Genomic DNA, 17,456 nt, shown 5'->3' with positions numbered 1-17,456 from the left:
TTACTCGACGGAAGGTGGCAGAACCGTGCAGTGGACGAAACAGAACGAACAAACTGTGTATGAAAACCGCTGGTTCACCGTCAACTTGGCAGACGTGGAGCTGCCCGACGGCCGGCACCTGGACCACTTCCTGATCCGGCTCCGCCCGGTCGCCGTCGCCACAGTGGTCAACGAGGCCAACGAGGTCCTCCTGCTGTGGCGGCACCGCTTCATCACCGACAGCTGGGGGTGGGAACTCGCCGCCGGAGTGGTCGAGGACGGGGAGGAGATCGCCGTGGCCGCCGCCAGGGAACTGGAGGAGGAGACCGGCTGGCGGCCGGGACCCCTGCACCACCTCATGAGCGTGGAGCCGTCCAACGGACTCACCGACGCCCGGCACCACATCTACTGGGCCGACCGCGGTGAGTACGTCGGACACCCCGTGGACGCCTTCGAATCGGACCGCCGGGAATGGGTGCCCCTCAAACTCGTCCCCGACATGGTCGCCCGGGGGGAGGTCCCGGCCGCCAACATGGCGGCCGCGTTACTGCTGCTGCACCATCTCAGGCTCGGCCAGGACGGGCCCTGACCTTCCCCTCAGCGCCCCAGCGCCTGCCAGACCGCAAGCGCGAGGGCACCCAGGGCGCAGAGGGCGGCGACCGCGGGCAGCGGCCACCGCGAGTGCTCCAGTGTGCGGACCCGGGTGATCAGCTCGTCGAGCTCCTTCGCGGTCTCCTCGGTGCGGTGGGTGAGCAGTGCCAGCCCGCCCTCCACGCGGGCGTTGCCCACATCGAGGCGACGCCGTAACTCTGCGAGTTCTCCATGAACGACGGGATGCTCGGGATCGGCGGTCACGTGTCCGCTCCCTTCCGTAGTCGTATTTCATCCCTTGCATGCGCAGAAGAGTGAACTCGCCTGGTGAGCGCGTGGGGAGAGTGTGCGAACGGCATATGCGGGCACGGTGCGCACACGGTGTGCGAATGCCGCGGGCCCGGCACTCGGTGAAGTGCCGGGCCCGCGGTGGTCGCTGAGCGTAATCAGCCGTAGGTGTAGAAGCCCGAGCCGGTCTTGCGGCCCAGGCGGCCCGCGTCGACCATGCGCTGGAGCAGCGGGGGAGCGGCGTACAGCGGCTCCTTGTACTCCTCGTACATCGAGTACGCGACCGAGGCGACGGTGTCCAGGCCGATCAGGTCGGCCAGCTTCAGCGGGCCCATCGGGTGGGCGCAGCCCAGCTCCATGCCGTTGTCGATGTCCTCGCGGCTGGCGATACCCGACTCGAACATCCGGATCGCGGAGAGCAGGTAGGGGATCAGCAGCGCGTTCACCACGAACCCGGAGCGGTCCTGGGCGCGGATGGCGTGCTTGCCCAGCAGCTTCTCGGCGAAGGACTGGGCGCGGGCGATGGTGCCCTCGGAGGTGGTGAGCGCCGGGATCAGCTCGACCAGCTTCTGCACCGGGGCCGGGTTGAAGAAGTGGACGCCGATGACCTGGTCCGGCCGGGAGGTGGCGACCGCCAGCTTCACCAGCGGGATGGAGGAGGTGTTGGAGGCCAGGATGGCGTCGGGCCGGGTCACGACCTGATCGAGCACCTGGAAGATCTCGGTCTTGACCTGCTCGTTCTCCACGACGGCCTCGATCACCAGATCACGGTCGGCGAACTCGCCGAGATCGGTGGTGAAGCTCAAGCGCTCCTGCGTCGCCGCCAGCTCCTCCTCGCTGATCTTGCCGCGTTCGGCAGCCTTGGCCAGGGAGTTGAACAGCCGGGTACGGCCGATCTCCAGGGCCTCGCCGGTGGTCTCGGCGACCTTCACATCCAGACCGGAGCGGGCGCACACCTCGGCGATGCCCGCTCCCATCTGGCCGCAGCCCACCACTCCGACGCGCGCGATGTCTCCCGCAGGGGTGTACGTCACATCGTCCCTTTCGCTGTCTTACGGCTGTGGCAGGTCGTCCGGGTCCCGGTGCCTGCTCCGTTCGTGCACGTTACTCCCAAGTATCGATGATCGATCAGCGGGGTGGGGCATCCTGAGGCGCGAGGACGGTCCGTGACGGTGCGGATCCGCAGTGCAGTTGGGGGTGCTGAGCAATGGGCCGAGTCACACGCCGGGCCTTCGCCCTGGCCGCGTTGGCGACGCTGGCGACAGGGCCGAGAGCGTCCGCGGCGCCGCAGGCGCACCGGCGGATGCACGGCGGCGAGATGCGGGGCATGTGGGTGGCGACCGTCGCCAACCGGGACTGGCCGTCCCGGGCGGGTCTGAGCGCGGCGGCCCAGCGCGCCGAGCTGACCGCCCACCTCGACACGGCGGTACGGCGCCGGCTGAACACGGTGATTCTCCAGGTGCGGCCCACCGCCGACGCGCTGTGGCCCTCCCCGTACGAGCCCTGGTCGGCCGTGCTCACCGGCACCCAGGGCGCGGCGCCCGGCTGGGACCCGCTCGGCACGGCGGTGCGGGAGGCGCACGCGCGTGGTCTGGAACTGCACGCCTGGTTCAACCCGTACCGGATCGCCAACCACACCGACCCCACCCGCCTGGCGGCCGGCCACCCCGCCCGGCGCCACCCGGACTGGGTGGTCACCTACGGCGGCAAGCTCTACTACAACCCGGGGCTGCCCGAGGTCCGCGCCTTCGTGCAGGACGCGATGCTGGACGCGGTCCGCCGCTACCCCGTGGACGCCGTCCACTTCGACGACTACTTCTACCCGTATCCGGTCGCGGGCCAGACCTTCGACGACCAGGCCGCCTACGACCGCTACGGCGGCGGCTTCCCCACCCGGGCCGCCTGGCGGCGCGACAACGTCGATCTGCTGGTCTCCGAGATGTCCGCCCGGATCAAGCAGGTCCGGCCGGGGACCCGGTTCGGGATCAGTCCCTTCGGGGTGTGGCGCAACGCGGGCACCGACCCGCTCGGCTCCGACACCCGGGCGCTCCAGGCGTACGACGACCTCTACGCGGACACCCGCAAGTGGGTCCGCGAGAACTGGCTGGACTACATCTGCCCGCAGCTGTACTGGCACATCGGCAACGCCCCCGCCGACTACGGCGTCCTGCTGCCCTGGTGGGCGCGGACGGTCCGGGGCACCCGGACGAAGCTGTACCTCGGCGAGGCGCTGTACCGGGCGGGCGACCCGGCGCAGGCCGCGGCCTGGCAGCAACCCGACGAGCTGTCACGGCATCTCACGCTCGCCAGGAATCACCCGGAGGCACGCGGCCACGTCTTCTTCGCCGCCCGGGAGGTGGCGCAGGACCGGATCGGGGCCATGGCGCGGGTGGTCGCCGACCACTACCAGCAGCCGGCGCGGGCCCCGCGCTGACCTACATCGGGCGGATCTCCTTGTGCCGGATCTCGGTGTCCGGGCCGGGTGAGCACAGACCCTCGTGCCCGTCCTCGAAGCGGACGCGGTACGGGGGATTGCCCTCCTGGCCGAGGACTTCGACGATCTCGCCGACCTTGTCGTGCTGTCCGACCACCCTGCCGTGCTGGACAAGCTGGTCGCCCACGGTTGCACGCATCTGGGGCCTCCTCAGCGAAGAGCGGAAGCAGCGGTCCGTGGCCTTGAGTTTACGGCCCGGCGCGGCGGTGGGAAGTGGGTCGTACGGGCCGGGCCCGGTCAGCCGCGGGCCCGTTGGGTGACGGCGATGCAGACGAGTACCGCCGCTGCCGTCAGCGGTGCCGCCACGGTCAGCGTCTCGCCCAGCAGCAGCACCGACCACACCAGTGTGAGCAGGGGCTGGGCCAACTGCAACTGGCTGGCCTTCGGCACCCCGATGGCCGCCATGCCCCGGTACCAGACCACCAGTCCGAGGAACTGCGAACCGGCCGCCACCCACAGCAGCCCGGTGACGCTGTGCGCGGTGAGCGAGACGGGCTCGTACGTCAGGGCCAGCACCGCGCCGGGCAGGGTGAGCGGCAGACACAGCACCAGCGCCCAACCGGCCACCTGCCAGCCCGGCATGACCCGGGCCAGCCTGCCGCCCTCGGTGTAACCGGCGGCGCAGATCAGCAGCGCGCCGAAGAGATACAGATCGGCCGCGGTGAGGGCGCCGCCGCTCTGCTGCACGGTGAAGGCGACCACCGCGGCGGCACCGGCCAGGGCCGCCGCCCAGAAGGTGCGCGAGGGGCGGGTGCCGGTGCGCAGGGCGGCGAAGGCGGCGGTGGTCAGCGGGAGCAGGCCGACCACCACGGCCGCGTGCGCGGTGGTGGAGGTCTGCAGGGCGAGCGTGGTCAGCAGCGGGAAGCCGATCACCACCCCGGTCGCCACGACCGCCAGCCCCGTCCAGTGGCGGCGGTCCGGCAGCGGCACCCGCAGCACCAGCAGACAGCCGCCGGCGATCAGGGTGGCCAGCACGCTGCGCACGGCCACCAGCGACCAGGGCCCGAAGCCCTCCAGGCCCCAGGCGGTGGCGGGGAAGGTGAGGGAGAACGCGGTCACGCCGAGCGTGGCGAGGAGGGTCCCGGCGGCGGGGGCCCTGGCGGCGCTGGGGGTGCCGTCCGTGACGGTGTCGACCGCTATCGTGCTCGGTGCGGTAGCGCTACTCTGTGCTCTCATGCAAGAGCGTAGCAGCGTCGCTGAACTGGCGGACAGGCTGCGGCGGGAACTCGACCGCTACTCCTATGGTGGAAAGCTCCCGTCGAGCCGGGCCCTGGTCGAGCGGTACCGGGTGAGCCCGGTGACCGTCTCCCGGGCCCTGGCCCAACTCGCCGCCGAGGGACTGGTGGTGACCCGGCCCGGCGCCGGGGCCTTCCGCGCCCGCCCGCGCGCCGAGGCGGAACCCGCCGGGGACACCTCCTGGCAGGAGGTCGCACTCAGCGCGGCCGGTGCCGCCGAGTCGGTGCCGCGCTCGGTGGACGCCTCCGGAGTGCTGGTCTCGCTGGCCGCCCCGCCGCCCGGCGTGATCGAGTTCAACGGCGGCTATCTGCACCCCTCCCTCCAGCCCGAGCGGGCCATGGCGGCGGCGCTCTCCCGCGCCGGACGACGCCCCGGCGCCTGGGGCAGACCGCCCATGGAAGGGCTGCCGGAGCTGCGCGAGTGGTTCGCGCGCGGCATCGGCGGCGCCGTGGGCGCGGCCGAGGTGCTGATCACCTCCGGTGGCCAGGCCGCGCTGACCACCGCCCTGCGCGCGCTGGCGCCGCCCGGCGCCCCCGTCCTGGTGGAGTCGCCGACCTACCCCGGCATGCTGGCCATCGCCCGTGCGGCTGGCCTGCGCCCGGTGCCCGTCCCGGTGGACCGGGACGGGGTGCGCCCGGCCCTGCTCGCCGACGCCTTCCGCGCCACCGGCGCCCGGGTTCTCGTCTGCCAGCCGCTCTTCCAGAACCCCACCGGCGCGGTCCTCGCCCCCGACCGCCGCGCGCAGGTGCTGCGCATCGCCCGCGAGGCCGGCGCCTTCGTGATCGAGGACGACTTCGTGCGGCGGCTGGTGCACGAGGACTCGGGGCCCCTGCCGCGTCCGCTGGCCGCCGACGACCCGGACGGAGTCGTGGTGCATGTCGCCTCCCTGACCAAGGCGACCTCACCCAGCTTCCGGGTCGGCGCGCTGGCCGCCCGCGGGCCGGTGCTGGAGCGGCTGCGGGCCATCCAGGTGGTCGACACCTTCTTCGTGCCCCGCCCGCTCCAGGAGGCCGCGCTGGAACTGGTCGGCTCGCCCGCCTGGCCCCGCCATCTGCGGGCGGTCTCCGCGGAGCTGCGGCTGCGCCGGGAGGCGATGACGGGCGCGCTGCTGACCGAACTGCCCGGAGTGGCCCTGCCGCACATCCCCTCCGGCGGCTACCACCTCTGGCTGCGCCTGCCGGACGGCACCGACGAGGCCGCGCTGACGGCGGCCGCCCTGCGCGCGGGCGTGGCGCTCACCCCGGGCCGCCCGTACTTCAGCGCCGAGCCACCGGCGGCCCATGTGCGGCTCAGCTTCGCGGCGGTGGCGGGCACGGGGGAGATCGCCGAGGGGGTGCGGCGGCTGAGGGCGGCCTGGGCGGAGGCGGGAGCCGGTTGACGCCCTCGCGAGCAGACGCCGTTTGCGAGACGATTTTTGACGGTTCGTCCGGCTGGTCCTGACCTGGAAGTAAGCATTCCGGTACCCTGGGTAACTCCCTGGTAACGCCTATTGACCAGCGGACTTCGCGGGCTGACCATCGCCGCATGGCACTTCGGGTCACCTTCGTCGCCGCCGCGCGCAGCAGCTCGCTGCTGGCCGAGCGCTTCCAGGACGACCGGCCGCTGGACCAGGCCGGCTGGGACGAGGTGCAGCGCTCCGCCTGGGACCTGATGTCTCTGGCCGCCGCTGACCTGCGTTACTGCTCACCCACCCCGCGCAGCCGCGCTACCGGCGACGCCCTCGGCTTCGCCCCGCTGGTGCAGCCGGCGCTGCGCGACTGCGACATGGGCCGCTGGCGCGGGCTGACCCTCGGCGAGGCGATGGCCTGCGAACCGGCGGCCGTGGACGCCTGGCTCGCGGACCCGCGCGCCACCCCGCACGGCGGCGAGTCCCTGCTGTCGTTCATCTCCCGGGTCGGCAACTGGCTGGAGACCCGCCCGCTGGAGGACGGCTGCCGCGTGGTTGCCGTGGCCGAGCCGTCGGTTATCCGCGCCGCCCTGGTGTACGCCCTGAAGGCGCCGCCCGCGACGTACTGGAGCATCGACGTCCGCCCGCTGTCCACGACGACGGTCACCGGTCTGGGCGGCCGCTGGAACCTCCGTTTCGACGCGGCCTCGGCCCTGACCTCACGGGCGTAGCGCGGCGGCGGGCTCCCGGGTGTAGTCGGTGGTGAGGACCAGGTCCTTCGCGGGTCCGCGCACCCGCCACACCGACCGCCAGCGGTCCTCGCCGAGGACGGTGAACTCCCCGCGGTACAGGTCCGCCGCGCACGGATGATCGGCCGTGTGGCGGCCCGAGGTCAGGTCGAGGCCGTGGAAGGGGCGGCCGTCGGCGAAGCGGACGTCGGCCGTGCCCGGCGTGCTCCCCGCCCGGTACCGGAGCGTCCGCTCGGCGGGCCGGGGCACCCCCTGCCAGGTGAACGTGCCGGATTCCCGGGACAGCAGCCCGCCCTCGTCGAGAGGGCCGAAAACCGTCGTACCGGAGAAGTGCCCCGACTCCTCGCTGGCGAGATCCCGCACGGAGCGCTCGGTATGCCAGCTCCCGGCCAGATAGGCCAGGACATCCGCGACTGGCCAGAACTCGCCCATCCCTGCCTTCCCTCCACCGACTTCCGACACTTTCGGTGCGGCGCGACCCGTTGACGCTCTTGATCCTCCTCCCTATCTTGCCGTTCGAAGTGCTGATCAGTGTCTGATATTTCGAACAATCGAGCCGCGGAGTATCCATGTCACGCACCCGCTGGAGATACGGCCTGACAGTCACCGCCCTCGTGCTGGCGGCCGGTCTCGTCCCCGCTCCCGCCCACGCCGAGAACGTCATCGACTACGAGATCACCGTCGACCCCAACGGGCGGGGCGCGGCCATCGACGACACGATGTACGGCGTCTTCTTCGAGGACATCAACCGGGCCGCCGACGGCGGGCTCTACGCCGAGCTGGTGCAGAACCGGTCCTTCGAGTACTCCACCGCCGACAACGGCTCCTACACCCCGCTCACCTCCTGGACCGTCTCCGGCTCCGCCGAGGTCCGCGACGACTCCGGGCGCCTGAACGAGCGCAACCGCAACTACCTTGCCCTGAGCGCCGGTTCGGCCGTCACCAACGCCGGGTACAACACCGGTCTGCGGGTGGAGAAGGGCAAACGGTACGACTTCTCGGTGTGGGCCCGCGCCGAGGAGGGCAGCACCCTGACCGTCGGGCTGAAGGACGCGGCGGGCACCCTCGCCACCGCCCGGCAGGTCGGCGTCCTCGGCGGCTGGAGGAGGTACACCGCCACCTTCACCGCCAACCGCACCAGCTCCCACGGCCGGCTCACCGTCGCCACCACCCGGGCCGCCGCGCTGGACATGGTCTCGCTGTTCCCGCGCGACACCTACAAACGGCAGAGCAACGGTCTGCGCAAGGACCTCGCCGAGAAGATCGAGGCTCTGAACCCCGCCTTCGTCCGCTTCCCCGGCGGCTGCCTGGTCAACACCGGCTCCATGGAGGACTACAGCGAGTCCTCGAACTGGCAGCGCAAGCGCTCCTACCAGTGGAAGGACACCATCGGCCCGGTGGAGGAGCGCGCCACCAACGCCAACTTCTGGGGCTACAACCAGAGTTACGGACTCGGCTACTACGAGTACTTCCGCTTCGCCGAGGACATCGGCGCCATGCCGCTGCCCGTCGTGCCCGCCCTGGTCACCGGCTGCGGCCAGAACCGCGCCACCGACGACGAGGCCCTGCTCAAGCGGCACATCCAGGACACCCTCGACCTCATCGAGTTCGCCAACGGCCCCGTCACCAGCACCTGGGGCAAGAAGCGCGCCGAGATGGGCCACCCGAGTCCCTTCGGGCTCACCCACCTCGCGGTCGGCAACGAGGAGAACCTCCCGCGCGAGTTCTTCGCCCGCTTCCAGAAGTTCCGCGCAGCCATCGAGGCCGAGTACCCGGACATCACCGTCGTCTCCAACTCCGGCCCGGACGACTCCGGTTCGACCTTCGACACCGCCTGGCAGCTCAACCGCGAGGCCGACGTCGACATGGTCGACGAGCACTACTACAACAGCCCGCAGTGGTTCCTGCAGAACAACGACCGCTACAACAGCTACGACCGGGGCGGCCCCAAGGTCTTCCTCGGCGAGTACGCCTCCCAGGGCAACGCCCTCAAGAACGCCCTCGCCGAAGCCGCGTTCATGACCGGTCTGGAGCGCAACGCGGACGTCGTCAAGCTCGCCTCGTACGCCCCGCTGCTCGCCAACGAGGACTATGTGCAGTGGCGGCCGGACCTGATCTGGTTCAACAACCACGCCTCCTGGAACTCCGCCAACTACGAGGTCCAGAAGCTGTTCATGAACAACGTCGGCGACCGGGTCGTCCCCTCCACAGCCACCGGCACGCCCGACGTCAGCGGCCCCATCACCGGCGCCGTCGGCCTGTCGACCTGGGCGACCAGCGCGGCCTACGACGACGTGCGGGTGACCGCGGCGGACGGGACGGAACTGCTCAGCGACGACTTCTCCGGTGACGCCTCCCGGTGGACGCACACCGGCGGGGGGAGCTGGAGCGTCCAGGACGGCGCCTACCTGCAGAGCGACGAGGCCGCCGAGAACACCATGGTCAGCGCGGGAGACGCCGGCTGGCACGACTACGACCTGCATGTGAAGGCCACCAAGAAGGCCGGCAAGGAGGGCTTCCTGGTCGCCTTCGGGGTCAAGGACACCGGCAACTACTACTGGTGGAACCTGGGCGGCTGGAACAACACCCAGTCCGCGGTCGAGCAGGCCGTCGACGGCGGCAAGTCGACGCTGATCTCCAAGGCCGGTTCGATCGAGACGGGCCGCGCCTACGACATCGACATCAAGGTGCGCGGCCGCCAGGTCACCCTCTACCTCGACGGCCAGGAGTGGGGCAGCTTCACCGACGACAAGCCCGCCGAGCCGTTCCGCCAGGTCGTCACCGAGGACAGGGGCACCGGGGACCTGATCGTCAAGGTCGTCAACGCCCAGTCCGCCGACGCCCGTACGGCGATCGACCTGGGCGGCGCCAAGGTCTCCTCCCGGGCCCGGGTCACCACGATCGCGGGCGAGCCGGACTCGGTGAACAGTGAGACGAACACCCCGGTCACCCCGGTGACCTCCACGCTGTCGGGGGTCTCGGCGAAGTTCACGTACACGTTCCCGGCGAACTCCGTGACGTTCCTGAGGATCAAGCAGAGATAGCCCCTCTCCGCCCTTGCCCGGGGCAACCATCCCCACCCCTCGCTGGTCACATCGGGAACGGCGGGCGTCTGTCGCGGACGCCCGCCGTTCCCGTGATCACTCGTGCGCAGGAGGCTGGACGATGAGCCCCAAGAGATGGGCGGCGGTGGCGGCGGCCACGGTGGCCGTGGCGGTCGGAGGGCTTTTGGGGCTGCCCCCGCTCCTGGAGGAGGAAGGCGCCGCCGCGGTCACCGTCGCGGGCCTGGCACCCGACTTCGACGGCGACGGGCGCGGCGACCTGGTGATGCCCGACCAGGACGGCAAGGTCGACGGGCTCAACCAGGCCGGATACGTCGCCGTGGCCTACGGGCCCGGACCCGGCCGCACCCCGAGGACGCGGATCGTCACCCAGAACTCGGCCGGGGTCCCCGGCCGTGCCGAGGCCCACGACTTCTTCGGGGGCGCCCCCGCGTGGGGGGACCTCGACGGCGACGGCCATACGGACCTGGTCGTGGACGCGACCGGTGACGACCGGGGCGCCGGCCGGCTGACCGTGCTGTGGGGCGGGCCCCGGGGGCTGTCGGGCGGGACCGTCCTCGCCGACGGGACGGGGGAGGGCTCGGTCGCGCTGCCGGTCCTCGGCGACTTCGACGGCGACGGCCACCTGGACGTCGCCGCGACCGGACTGGTGGCCTACGGCCCGGTCACCCGCCCGGGAGGTCCGGCCCGTACCGACCGGATCACCCTGGACACGGACGAGCACGCGGCGGACCGGACCGAGGAGGAGGTCTGGCGGACCCGCGACCTCGCGGCCGGGGACGTCGACGGCGACGGACGCACCGACCTGCTCGCGGTGGCCTCCGTGGACGAGGACGGCGAACCGGGAGACGCCCTGCTGCTGTTCCTCAAGGGCGGCGCGAAGGGGCTGGAGGCGCCGGTGAGCGTGATGGAGGGGGAGAGCGAGGACCGCCCCGGCATCGGGCAGGCAATCGAGGCGGGAGACCTGGACGGGGACGGCTACGACGACATCGTCTCCGCGGACTGGACGGGGAGCGGCTCGGTCAAGGTGGTGCCCGGCGGCGAGAACGGGCCCGAACCGGACCGCATCGAGACCGTCCGGCAGCAGGACCCCGTGGTGCCCGACCCGAAGACGTCCGTCGGCTTCGCCGACTCCGTCGCGGTCGGGGACGTCGACGGCGACGGGAACCTCGACGTGGCGGTGGGCGACGTCTACGCGAAGGTGGGGGAGCAGGACCGCGCCGGCCGGGTCGTCGTGCTGTGGGGCGACGGCTCCGGGAAGCTGACCGCCCGGGACGGCCAGGCCGTCCATCACGCCCTCACCGGTGTGCCCCTCGACGGCACGACCTTCAACGCCCGGTACCTGGCGCTCCTGGACATGGACCACGACGGCCGCGCCGAGCTGATCGTCGGCACCAACCCGTGGAACGCCCGCCCGGACGGCTACTGCGTCCTCCCCGGCACCGCCGACGGAATCACCGGCACCGGTGCGTACTGCGTCCCGGCCCCCAAACCCTGATTGCATAAACGTGCATCGATACGTATAGTCATGCCATCAAGGAGGAGGCTTTTCCATGACGGTACGTGCGGCGGTGGCCGGAGCGAGCGGATACGCGGGTGGTGAGCTGCTGCGGCTGCTGCTGGCGCACCCGCAGGTCGAGATCGGCACCCTGACCGGCAACTCCAACGCGGGTCAGCGCCTCGGCGCGCTCCAGCCGCACCTGCTGCCACTGGCCGACCGGGTACTGGAGCCGACCACCCCGCAGGCGCTCGCCGGGCACGACGTCGTCTTCCTCGCGCTGCCGCACGGCCAGTCCGCCGCCGTCGCCGAACAGCTCGGACCGGACGTCCTCGTCATCGACATGGGCGCCGACTTCCGGCTGAAGGACCCGGCCGACTGGGAGAAGTTCTACGGCTCCCCGCACGCCGGAACCTGGCCGTACGGCCTGCCCGAACTTCCGGGTGCCCGCGCCGCGCTGGAGGGGTCCAAGCGCGTCGCGGTGCCCGGTTGCTACCCGACCGCCGTCTCCCTCGCCCTCTTCCCGGCCTACGCCGCCGGGCTCGCCGAGACCGAGGCGGTGATCGTCGCCGCGTCCGGCACCTCCGGCGCGGGCAAGGCGCCCAAGCCGCACCTGCTGGGCAGCGAGGTCATGGGCTCCATGACCCCGTACGGCGTCGGCGGCGGCCACCGGCATACCCCGGAGATGAGCCAGAACCTCAGCGCGGTCGCCGGGGAGACGGTCAGCGTCTCCTTCACCCCGACCCTCGCCCCGATGCCCCGCGGCATCCTCGCCACCTGCTCCGCCAAGGCCAGGCCCGGGGTCACCGCCGACGCCGTACGCGCCGCCTACGAGAAGGCGTACGCCGACGAGCCCTTCGTCCACCTGCTCCCCGAGGGGCAGTGGCCGGCCACCGCCTCCGTGTACGGCTCCAACGCCGTGCAGGTACAGGTCGCGTACGACGAGGCCGCCGGGCGGGTCGTCGCGATCAGCGCCATCGACAACCTGACCAAGGGCACCGCCGGCGGTGCCGTCCAGAGCATGAACCTCGCCCTGGGGCTCGACGAGAGCGCCGGGCTGACCACGATCGGAGTTGCGCCGTGAGCGTGACGGCAGCCAAGGGATTCACGGCGGCGGGCATCGCCGCCGGGATCAAGGAGAACGGCAACCCTGACCTGGCCCTCGTGGTCAACAACGGGCCGCGCCGCGCCGCCGCGGGCGTCTTCACCTCCAACCGCGTCAAGGCCGCGCCGGTGCTGTGGTCGGAGCAGGTCCTCAAGAGCGGCCAGGTCTCCGCGGTCGTCCTCAACTCCGGCGGCGCCAACGCCTGTACGGGGCCGAAGGGCTTCCAGGACACCCACGCCACCGCCGAGAAGGCCGCCGAGGTGCTCGGGCGCGGCGCCATCGAGGTCGCCGTCTGCTCCACCGGACTGATCGGCGTGCTGCTCCCCATGGACAAGCTGCTGCCCGGCGTCGGGACCGCCGCCGCCCAGCTCTCCGAGCACGGCGGCGAGAAGGCCGCCATCGCCATCAAGACCACCGACACCGTGCACAAGACGGCCGTCGTCACCAAGGACGGCTGGACCGTCGGCGGCATGGCCAAGGGCGCGGGCATGCTCGCCCCCGGCCTCGCCACCATGCTGGTCGTCCTCACCACCGACGCCGCCGTCGACAACGAGACCCTGGACAGGGCGCTGCGCGCGGCCACCAAGGTCACCTTCGACCGCGTCGACTCCGACGGTTGCATGTCCACCAACGACACCGTGCTGCTGCTGGCCTCCGGCGCCGCCGAAGTCACCCCGGAATACGACGAGTTCGCCGAAGCCGTACGCGCCGTCTGCGACGACCTCGGCCAGCAGCTCATCCGGGACGCCGAGGGCGCCAGCAAGGACATCAAGGTCGAGGTCGTCAACGCCGCCACCGAGGACGACGCCGTCGAGGTGGGCCGCTCCATCGCCCGCAACAACCTCCTCAAGTGCGCCATCCACGGCGAGGACCCCAACTGGGGCCGCGTGCTCTCCGCGATCGGCACCACCAAGGCCGCCTTCGAGCCCGACCGGCTCAACGTCGCCATCAACGGCGTCTGGGTGTGCAAGAACGGCGGCGTCGGCGAGGACCGCGAGAAGGTCGACATGCGCTACCGCGAGGTGCACATCGTCGCCGACCTCGCCGCCGGCTCCGAGACCGCCACGATCTGGACCAACGACCTCACCGCCGACTACGTCCACGAGAACAGCGCCTACAGCTCATGAGCAATCCGACGCGGAAGCACACCGCCCTTCCCAAGGCCCAGATCCTCATCGAGGCGCTGCCCTGGCTGGTCCGCCACAACGGCAGGACCGTCGTCATCAAGTTCGGCGGCAACGCCATGGTCGACGAGGAGCTGAAGGCCGCCTTCGCCCAGGACGTCGTCTTCCTGCACCACGCCGGGCTCAAGCCGGTCGTCGTGCACGGCGGCGGCCCGCAGATCAGCCGGGCGCTCGAAACCCACGGCATCGTCAGCGAGTTCAAGGCGGGCCTCAGGGTCACCACCGAGGACGCCATGGACGTCGTACGGATGGTGCTGGCCGGACAGGTCCAGCGCGAGCTGGTCAACCTGCTCAACGAGCACGGACCGCTCGCCGTCGGACTCACCGGCGAGGACGCGCACACCATCACCGCAACCAAGCACCGGCCCGAGATCGACGGGGAGTTGGTCGACATCGGGCGGGTGGGCGAGATCACCGCGATCGACACGGGCGCGATCGAGGCCCTGCTCGCCGACGGCCGCATCCCGGTCGTCTCCTCCATCGCCCGCAGCCAGGACGACGGACATGTCTACAACGTCAATGCTGATACGGCGGCTGCGGCACTCGCTGCTGCGCTGGACGCCGAGACCCTCATGGTCCTCACCGACGTGGAGGGCCTCTACGAGGACTGGCCGAACAGCGACGAGGTGATCAGCCGCCTGACCGCCTCCCAACTGGAGAAGCTGCTCCCGGAGTTGTCCTCCGGGATGGTGCCCAAGATGGAGGGCTGCCTGCACGCCGTCCGCAACGGCGTGCACACCGCGCGCGTCATCGACGGGCGGGTCCAGCACTCGATCCTGCTGGAGATCTTCACCGACGAGGGCATCGGCACGATGGTCGTGCCCGACGAGAACGAGGGGGCGTCGTCATGAGCAACCAGGACCTGACCGCGCGGTGGCAGGGCGCGCTCATGAACAACTACGGCACCCCCCTGCTGCCCCTCGTACGCGGTGAGGGCAGCCGGGTCTGGGACACCGAGGGCAACGCCTACCTCGACTTCGTCGGCGGCATCGCCACCAACGCCCTCGGGCACGCCCACCCCGCGATCGTGGAGGCCGTGAGCCGGCAGATCGGCTCCCTCGGCCACATCTCCAACTTCTTCATGGCCGAGCCGACCGTCGCCCTCGCCGAACGGCTGCTGCGGCTGTTCGGCCGGGAAGGCAAGGTCTTCTTCTGCAACTCCGGCGCCGAGGCCAACGAGGCCGCGTTCAAGATCGGCCGGCTGACCGGGCGGACCCACATCGTCGCCACCGAGGGCGCCTTCCACGGCCGCACCATGGGCGCGCTCGCGCTCACCGGACAGCCCGGCAAGCGGGACCCCTTCCTGCCGCTGCCCGGTGATGTCACACACGTTCCGTTCGGTGACGCGCAGGCGCTCGCCGCCGCGGTCACCGAGGAGACCGCCCTGGTCATCGTCGAGCCGATCCAGGGCGAACTCGGCGTGGTCGTGCCGCCCGCCGGGTACCTCAAGGCCGCCCGCGCCATCACCGCCGCCACCGGCGCGCTGCTCGTCCTCGACGAGGTGCAGACCGGCGTCGGACGGACCGGCAACTGGTTCGAGTACCAGGCCCACGAGGGAGTCCTGCCCGACGTCGTCACCCTCGCCAAGCAGCTCGGCGGCGGACTTCCGCTCGGCGCGACCGTCGCCTTCGGCCGGGCCGCGGAACTGCTCCAGCCCGGCCAGCACGGCACGACGTTCGGCGGCAACCCGGTCGCCTGCGCGGCCGGTCTCGCGGTACTGGACGCCATCGAGAACGAGGGACTGCTGGAGAACGTCAAGCGGCAGGGCGAGAAGCTGCGCGACGGAATCGAGGGTCTCGGGCACCCGTTGATCGATTATGTCCGGGGCTCGGGACTCCTCCTGGGTATCGTGCTCACCGAGCCCCTCGCGCCCCAGGTGCGCCAGGCGGCTCAGGAGGCCGGTCTCCTGGTGAACGTGCCCGCCCCCGACGTCGTCCGGCTCATGCCGCCGCTGAACCTCCGTGACGACGAGGTGGACGCCTTCCTCCAGGCGCTGCCTGGCCTCCTCGACGCAGTGCACGGGGACGGACGATCCGGAGAATGAGACGACGATGAGCCAGGCGCAGGAACACGAGCAGCCGGGGGCGCACGGGCCCGCCGTGCCGCAGACCCGCACCGCACGCCACCGCCGGATCGTGGACATCCTCAACCGGCAACCGGTGCGGTCGCAGAGCCAGTTGGCGAAGCTGCTGGCGGACGACGGGCTGTCGGTGACGCAGGCGACGCTGTCCCGGGACCTCGACGAGCTGAACGCCGTGAAGATCCGCAACACCGACGGCGACCTGATCTACGCGGTGCCCAGCGAGGGGGGTTTCCGGACCCCCCGGGCGCCGCTGGGCGAGTCCGCCAAGGAGGAGCGGATGCGGCGGCTCTCCCAGGAGCTGCTGATCTCCGCGGAGGCGTCGGCGAACCTCGTGGTCCTGCGTACGCCGCCGGGCGCCGCCCAGTTCCTGGCCTCGGCCATCGACCAGGCCGAACTCCACGACATCCTGGGCACGATCGCGGGCGACGACACGCTGCTGCTGATCAGCCGCGAGCCGACGGGCGGCCAGGCCCTGGCGGAACACCTGCTCCGGCTGGCCTCCCAGAACGGCCACTGACCCCTGCGGGCGCGGGGGCTGATTGCGCAGTTCCCCGCGCCCCTGATCGGCTGCGTCTGCCGGGCGAGGCGCATCGCGGGCTGCGGGCGAGTGGTGGTTCGCCCGCGCAGTTCCCCGCGCCCCTGAGGTGGGACCAGCCCCCGGCGCTCATCCGCCTGGCTGCGGGCAGTCGTGCCGCTACCCGCCTGGCTGCGGGCAGTCGAGTCGCTATCCACCTGGCTGCGGGCAGTCGTGCCGCTTGGGCGGCACGGGTGGGCTGGGGGTGCCCCCTCTGGGGGAGGCACCCCGTTGGCGCCGGGCTGCGCGACCCACCCCGCCTCACCCCAAGCGCGCCGCCAGCCCCCCAGTGCAGCGCACCTCGTCCCCCGCAGTGATCAGCAGGGCCTCCACCCCGGGCAGCGCCTCCAGCCACCGCAACCCGTCCCGCGAGCCCATCGCAAACGCCGCCGTCGCCCAGCAGTCCGCCCACGTAATCGTCGGCGCCACCACCGTCACGGCCACCAGATCGGTCACCGCGGACCGCCCCGTACGGGGATCCACGATGTGCGCCCCCCGCTCAGCGGTCCCGGAGGTGGCCACCGCCAGCTCCGACACCCCCGCCGCCGAGATCACCGCCGCCAGCCCACCCGGCCGCAACGGATCCGACACCCCCACCCGCCACGGCCGCTGCGGCCCGGGCACGCCCAGCAACTGCACATCGCCGCCGCCGTTGACGCTCACCCCCGTCGCCCCGGCCGCGGCCAGCCGCCGCGCGGCCCGCTCCACGGCCCAGCCCTTCACGATGCCGGTCGGGTCCAGCCGCCCCTCGTAGGACGTGCTGAACCACCCGTCGCTGACCCGCGAGGCCTCCTCGCCGAGCGCCAGCACCGCCGCCACATCCGGGTCGCACTCCTGGACGGTCAGCTGCCCGCGGCCCAGCCGCGAGATCTCGCTGTCGTCCCGATAGGTGCTGAACACCTCGTCGGCCCGGTGCAGCCCCGCCACCGCCTCGGACAGCGCGGCCCGCACCTCCTCCGGATCCCCGCCGCGGACGTCGAAGGAGAAGACGGTCCCCATGACCTCCTCCACATGACGTACCGCGGCGGGAGCCTGCGCCGGTTCGGCCACGGCCTCAGCCACCGGCCCGGTCCAGAGCGGACTGCAGCGACTGCTTGTAGCCGTTGCTGGTGTACGTGGCCCCCGACACCGCGTCGATGTCGGCGTTGCCCGCGGCCACGGCCGCCGCGTTGAGCTTCGGCACCGCGTTCGCGCTGATCTGCGAGGACTGCCCACCGCTCGGCGAC

Annotated in this window: 18 protein-coding genes; 11 read left to right on the top strand and 7 right to left on the bottom strand. The window is 71.8% G+C overall.

Annotated features, from left to right (window positions below; translation table 11 throughout):
- Positions 1-25 precede the first annotated feature (25 nt).
- Complete coding sequence (locus GA0115233_RS26190; protein WP_093722761.1) at positions 26-568, top strand: NUDIX hydrolase; 543 nt, start codon at positions 26-28, stop codon at positions 566-568.
- Positions 569-576: 8 nt separating this feature from the next.
- On the opposite strand, the gene GA0115233_RS26185 is transcribed toward GA0115233_RS26190, so the two are convergent.
- Together GA0115233_RS26185 and GA0115233_RS26180 are read right to left on the bottom strand one after the other, a co-directional pair.
- Positions 577-834: a hypothetical protein gene (locus GA0115233_RS26185; protein WP_093722760.1), complete on the bottom strand. Its 258-nt coding sequence runs from the start codon at positions 832-834 to the stop codon at positions 577-579.
- Between the two features lie 182 nt (positions 835-1,016).
- Positions 1,017-1,892 (bottom strand): 3-hydroxybutyryl-CoA dehydrogenase, encoded by an 876-nt coding sequence (locus tag GA0115233_RS26180; protein ID WP_093722759.1) that lies wholly within the window; start codon positions 1,890-1,892, stop codon positions 1,017-1,019.
- 173 nt (positions 1,893-2,065) lie between these two features.
- Here GA0115233_RS26180 and GA0115233_RS26175 point away from each other — a divergent pair, with 173 nt between their 5' ends.
- Positions 2,066-3,292: a glycoside hydrolase family 10 protein gene (locus GA0115233_RS26175; protein ID WP_093722758.1), complete on the top strand. Its 1,227-nt coding sequence runs from the start codon at positions 2,066-2,068 to the stop codon at positions 3,290-3,292.
- Between the two features lies 1 nt (position 3,293).
- Here the strand turns inward: GA0115233_RS26175 and GA0115233_RS26170 are convergent, their stop codons facing one another.
- Both GA0115233_RS26170 and GA0115233_RS26165 read right to left on the bottom strand, forming a co-directional pair.
- Entirely contained in the window at positions 3,294-3,491 is a 198-nt protein-coding gene (locus GA0115233_RS26170; protein ID WP_093722757.1) for a DUF1918 domain-containing protein, read from the bottom strand.
- Between the two features lie 98 nt (positions 3,492-3,589).
- Positions 3,590-4,528 carry a DMT family transporter gene (locus GA0115233_RS26165; protein ID WP_093722756.1) on the bottom strand — a complete coding sequence of 313 codons (939 nt, stop codon included), beginning with the start codon at positions 4,526-4,528 and terminating at the stop codon, positions 3,590-3,592.
- On the opposite strand from GA0115233_RS26165, the gene GA0115233_RS26160 reads away from it, so the two are divergent.
- On the top strand, positions 4,527-5,966 hold the full coding sequence (locus GA0115233_RS26160) for an aminotransferase-like domain-containing protein (RefSeq protein WP_093722755.1): 1,440 nt from the start codon (positions 4,527-4,529) through the stop codon (positions 5,964-5,966). The two genes, GA0115233_RS26165 and GA0115233_RS26160, sit on opposite strands and share 2 nt — an antisense overlap.
- Before the next feature lie 146 nt (positions 5,967-6,112).
- Positions 6,113-6,706 (top strand): histidine phosphatase family protein, encoded by a 594-nt coding sequence (locus GA0115233_RS26155; RefSeq protein WP_093722754.1) that lies wholly within the window; start codon positions 6,113-6,115, stop codon positions 6,704-6,706.
- Here the strand turns inward: GA0115233_RS26155 and GA0115233_RS26150 are convergent.
- Positions 6,695-7,156 (bottom strand): DUF6314 family protein, encoded by a 462-nt coding sequence (locus GA0115233_RS26150; RefSeq protein ID WP_093722753.1) that lies wholly within the window; start codon positions 7,154-7,156, stop codon positions 6,695-6,697. The two genes, GA0115233_RS26155 and GA0115233_RS26150, sit on opposite strands and share 12 nt — an antisense overlap.
- A gap of 137 nt (positions 7,157-7,293) precedes the next feature.
- On the opposite strand from GA0115233_RS26150, the gene GA0115233_RS26145 reads away from it, so the two are divergent.
- The 7 genes from GA0115233_RS26145 (at position 7,294) to GA0115233_RS26115 (ending at position 16,173) form a co-directional block, all read left to right on the top strand.
- A complete protein-coding gene (locus tag GA0115233_RS26145) occupies positions 7,294-9,768 on the top strand; it encodes an alpha-L-arabinofuranosidase C-terminal domain-containing protein (protein WP_093722752.1) in 2,475 nt (824 codons plus the stop codon).
- A gap of 121 nt (positions 9,769-9,889) precedes the next feature.
- The gene (locus tag GA0115233_RS26140) at positions 9,890-11,284 is read left to right on the top strand and encodes an FG-GAP repeat domain-containing protein (protein WP_093722751.1); all 1,395 of its coding nucleotides are present in this window, start codon (positions 9,890-9,892) and stop codon (positions 11,282-11,284) included.
- A 55-nt stretch (positions 11,285-11,339) separates the two neighbouring features.
- Positions 11,340-12,368 (top strand): N-acetyl-gamma-glutamyl-phosphate reductase, encoded by a 1,029-nt coding sequence (argC, locus tag GA0115233_RS26135; protein WP_093722750.1) that lies wholly within the window; start codon positions 11,340-11,342, stop codon positions 12,366-12,368.
- Positions 12,365-13,516 (top strand): bifunctional glutamate N-acetyltransferase/amino-acid acetyltransferase ArgJ, encoded by a 1,152-nt coding sequence (gene argJ / locus GA0115233_RS26130; RefSeq protein ID WP_093722749.1) that lies wholly within the window; start codon positions 12,365-12,367, stop codon positions 13,514-13,516. Before argC ends, argJ begins: the two co-directional genes overlap by 4 nt.
- Positions 13,513-14,424, top strand: coding sequence for an acetylglutamate kinase (gene argB / locus GA0115233_RS26125; protein WP_093722748.1), 912 nt, complete (start codon positions 13,513-13,515; stop codon positions 14,422-14,424). The genes argJ and argB overlap by 4 nt, the downstream gene beginning before the upstream one ends.
- The gene (locus GA0115233_RS26120; protein ID WP_093722747.1) at positions 14,421-15,617 is read left to right on the top strand and encodes an acetylornithine transaminase; all 1,197 of its coding nucleotides are present in this window, start codon (positions 14,421-14,423) and stop codon (positions 15,615-15,617) included. Before argB ends, GA0115233_RS26120 begins: the two co-directional genes overlap by 4 nt.
- Before the next feature lie 7 nt (positions 15,618-15,624).
- Positions 15,625-16,173: an arginine repressor gene (locus GA0115233_RS26115; RefSeq protein WP_093722746.1), complete on the top strand. Its 549-nt coding sequence runs from the start codon at positions 15,625-15,627 to the stop codon at positions 16,171-16,173.
- Positions 16,174-16,491: 318 nt separating this feature from the next.
- On the opposite strand, the gene GA0115233_RS26110 is transcribed toward GA0115233_RS26115, so the two are convergent.
- Positions 16,492-17,292 (bottom strand): FAD:protein FMN transferase, encoded by an 801-nt coding sequence (locus GA0115233_RS26110; protein WP_255310354.1) that lies wholly within the window; start codon positions 17,290-17,292, stop codon positions 16,492-16,494.
- Positions 17,285-17,456 (bottom strand): FMN-binding protein (locus tag GA0115233_RS26105; protein ID WP_107406459.1); only part of this gene is annotated, 172 nt, incomplete at its 5' end. The genes GA0115233_RS26105 and GA0115233_RS26110, both read right to left, overlap by 8 nt.

Source organism: Streptomyces sp. DI166 (genome assembly GCF_900091315.1).
Taxonomy (GTDB): Bacteria; Actinomycetota; Actinomycetes; order Streptomycetales; family Streptomycetaceae; genus Streptomyces; species Streptomyces fuscus.
The sequence above is the reverse complement of the archived record's forward strand: the minus strand, read 5'-3'. Positions and strand labels throughout refer to the sequence as shown.

Bases quoted from the DNA above. Each gene is read 5' to 3' on its own strand.
- GA0115233_RS26175 (WP_093722758.1), top strand. From the start codon at position 2,066: ATGGGCCGAGTCACACGCCGGGCCTTCGCCCTGGCCGCGTTGGCGACG.
- GA0115233_RS26170 (WP_093722757.1), bottom strand. From the start codon at position 3,491: ATGCGTGCAACCGTGGGCGACCAGCTTGTCCAGCACGGCAGGGTGGTC.
- GA0115233_RS26160 (WP_093722755.1), top strand. From the start codon at position 4,527: ATGCAAGAGCGTAGCAGCGTCGCTGAACTGGCGGACAGGCTGCGGCGG.
- GA0115233_RS26165 (WP_093722756.1), bottom strand. From the start codon at position 4,528: ATGAGAGCACAGAGTAGCGCTACCGCACCGAGCACGATAGCGGTCGAC.
- GA0115233_RS26155 (WP_093722754.1), top strand. From the start codon at position 6,113: ATGGCACTTCGGGTCACCTTCGTCGCCGCCGCGCGCAGCAGCTCGCTG.
- GA0115233_RS26150 (WP_093722753.1), bottom strand. From the start codon at position 7,156: ATGGGCGAGTTCTGGCCAGTCGCGGATGTCCTGGCCTATCTGGCCGGG.
- GA0115233_RS26145 (WP_093722752.1), top strand. From the start codon at position 7,294: ATGTCACGCACCCGCTGGAGATACGGCCTGACAGTCACCGCCCTCGTG.
- GA0115233_RS26140 (WP_093722751.1), top strand. From the start codon at position 9,890: ATGAGCCCCAAGAGATGGGCGGCGGTGGCGGCGGCCACGGTGGCCGTG.
- argC (WP_093722750.1), top strand. From the start codon at position 11,340: ATGACGGTACGTGCGGCGGTGGCCGGAGCGAGCGGATACGCGGGTGGT.
- argB (WP_093722748.1), top strand. From the start codon at position 13,513: ATGAGCAATCCGACGCGGAAGCACACCGCCCTTCCCAAGGCCCAGATC.
- GA0115233_RS26120 (WP_093722747.1), top strand. From the start codon at position 14,421: ATGAGCAACCAGGACCTGACCGCGCGGTGGCAGGGCGCGCTCATGAAC.
- GA0115233_RS26115 (WP_093722746.1), top strand. From the start codon at position 15,625: ATGAGCCAGGCGCAGGAACACGAGCAGCCGGGGGCGCACGGGCCCGCC.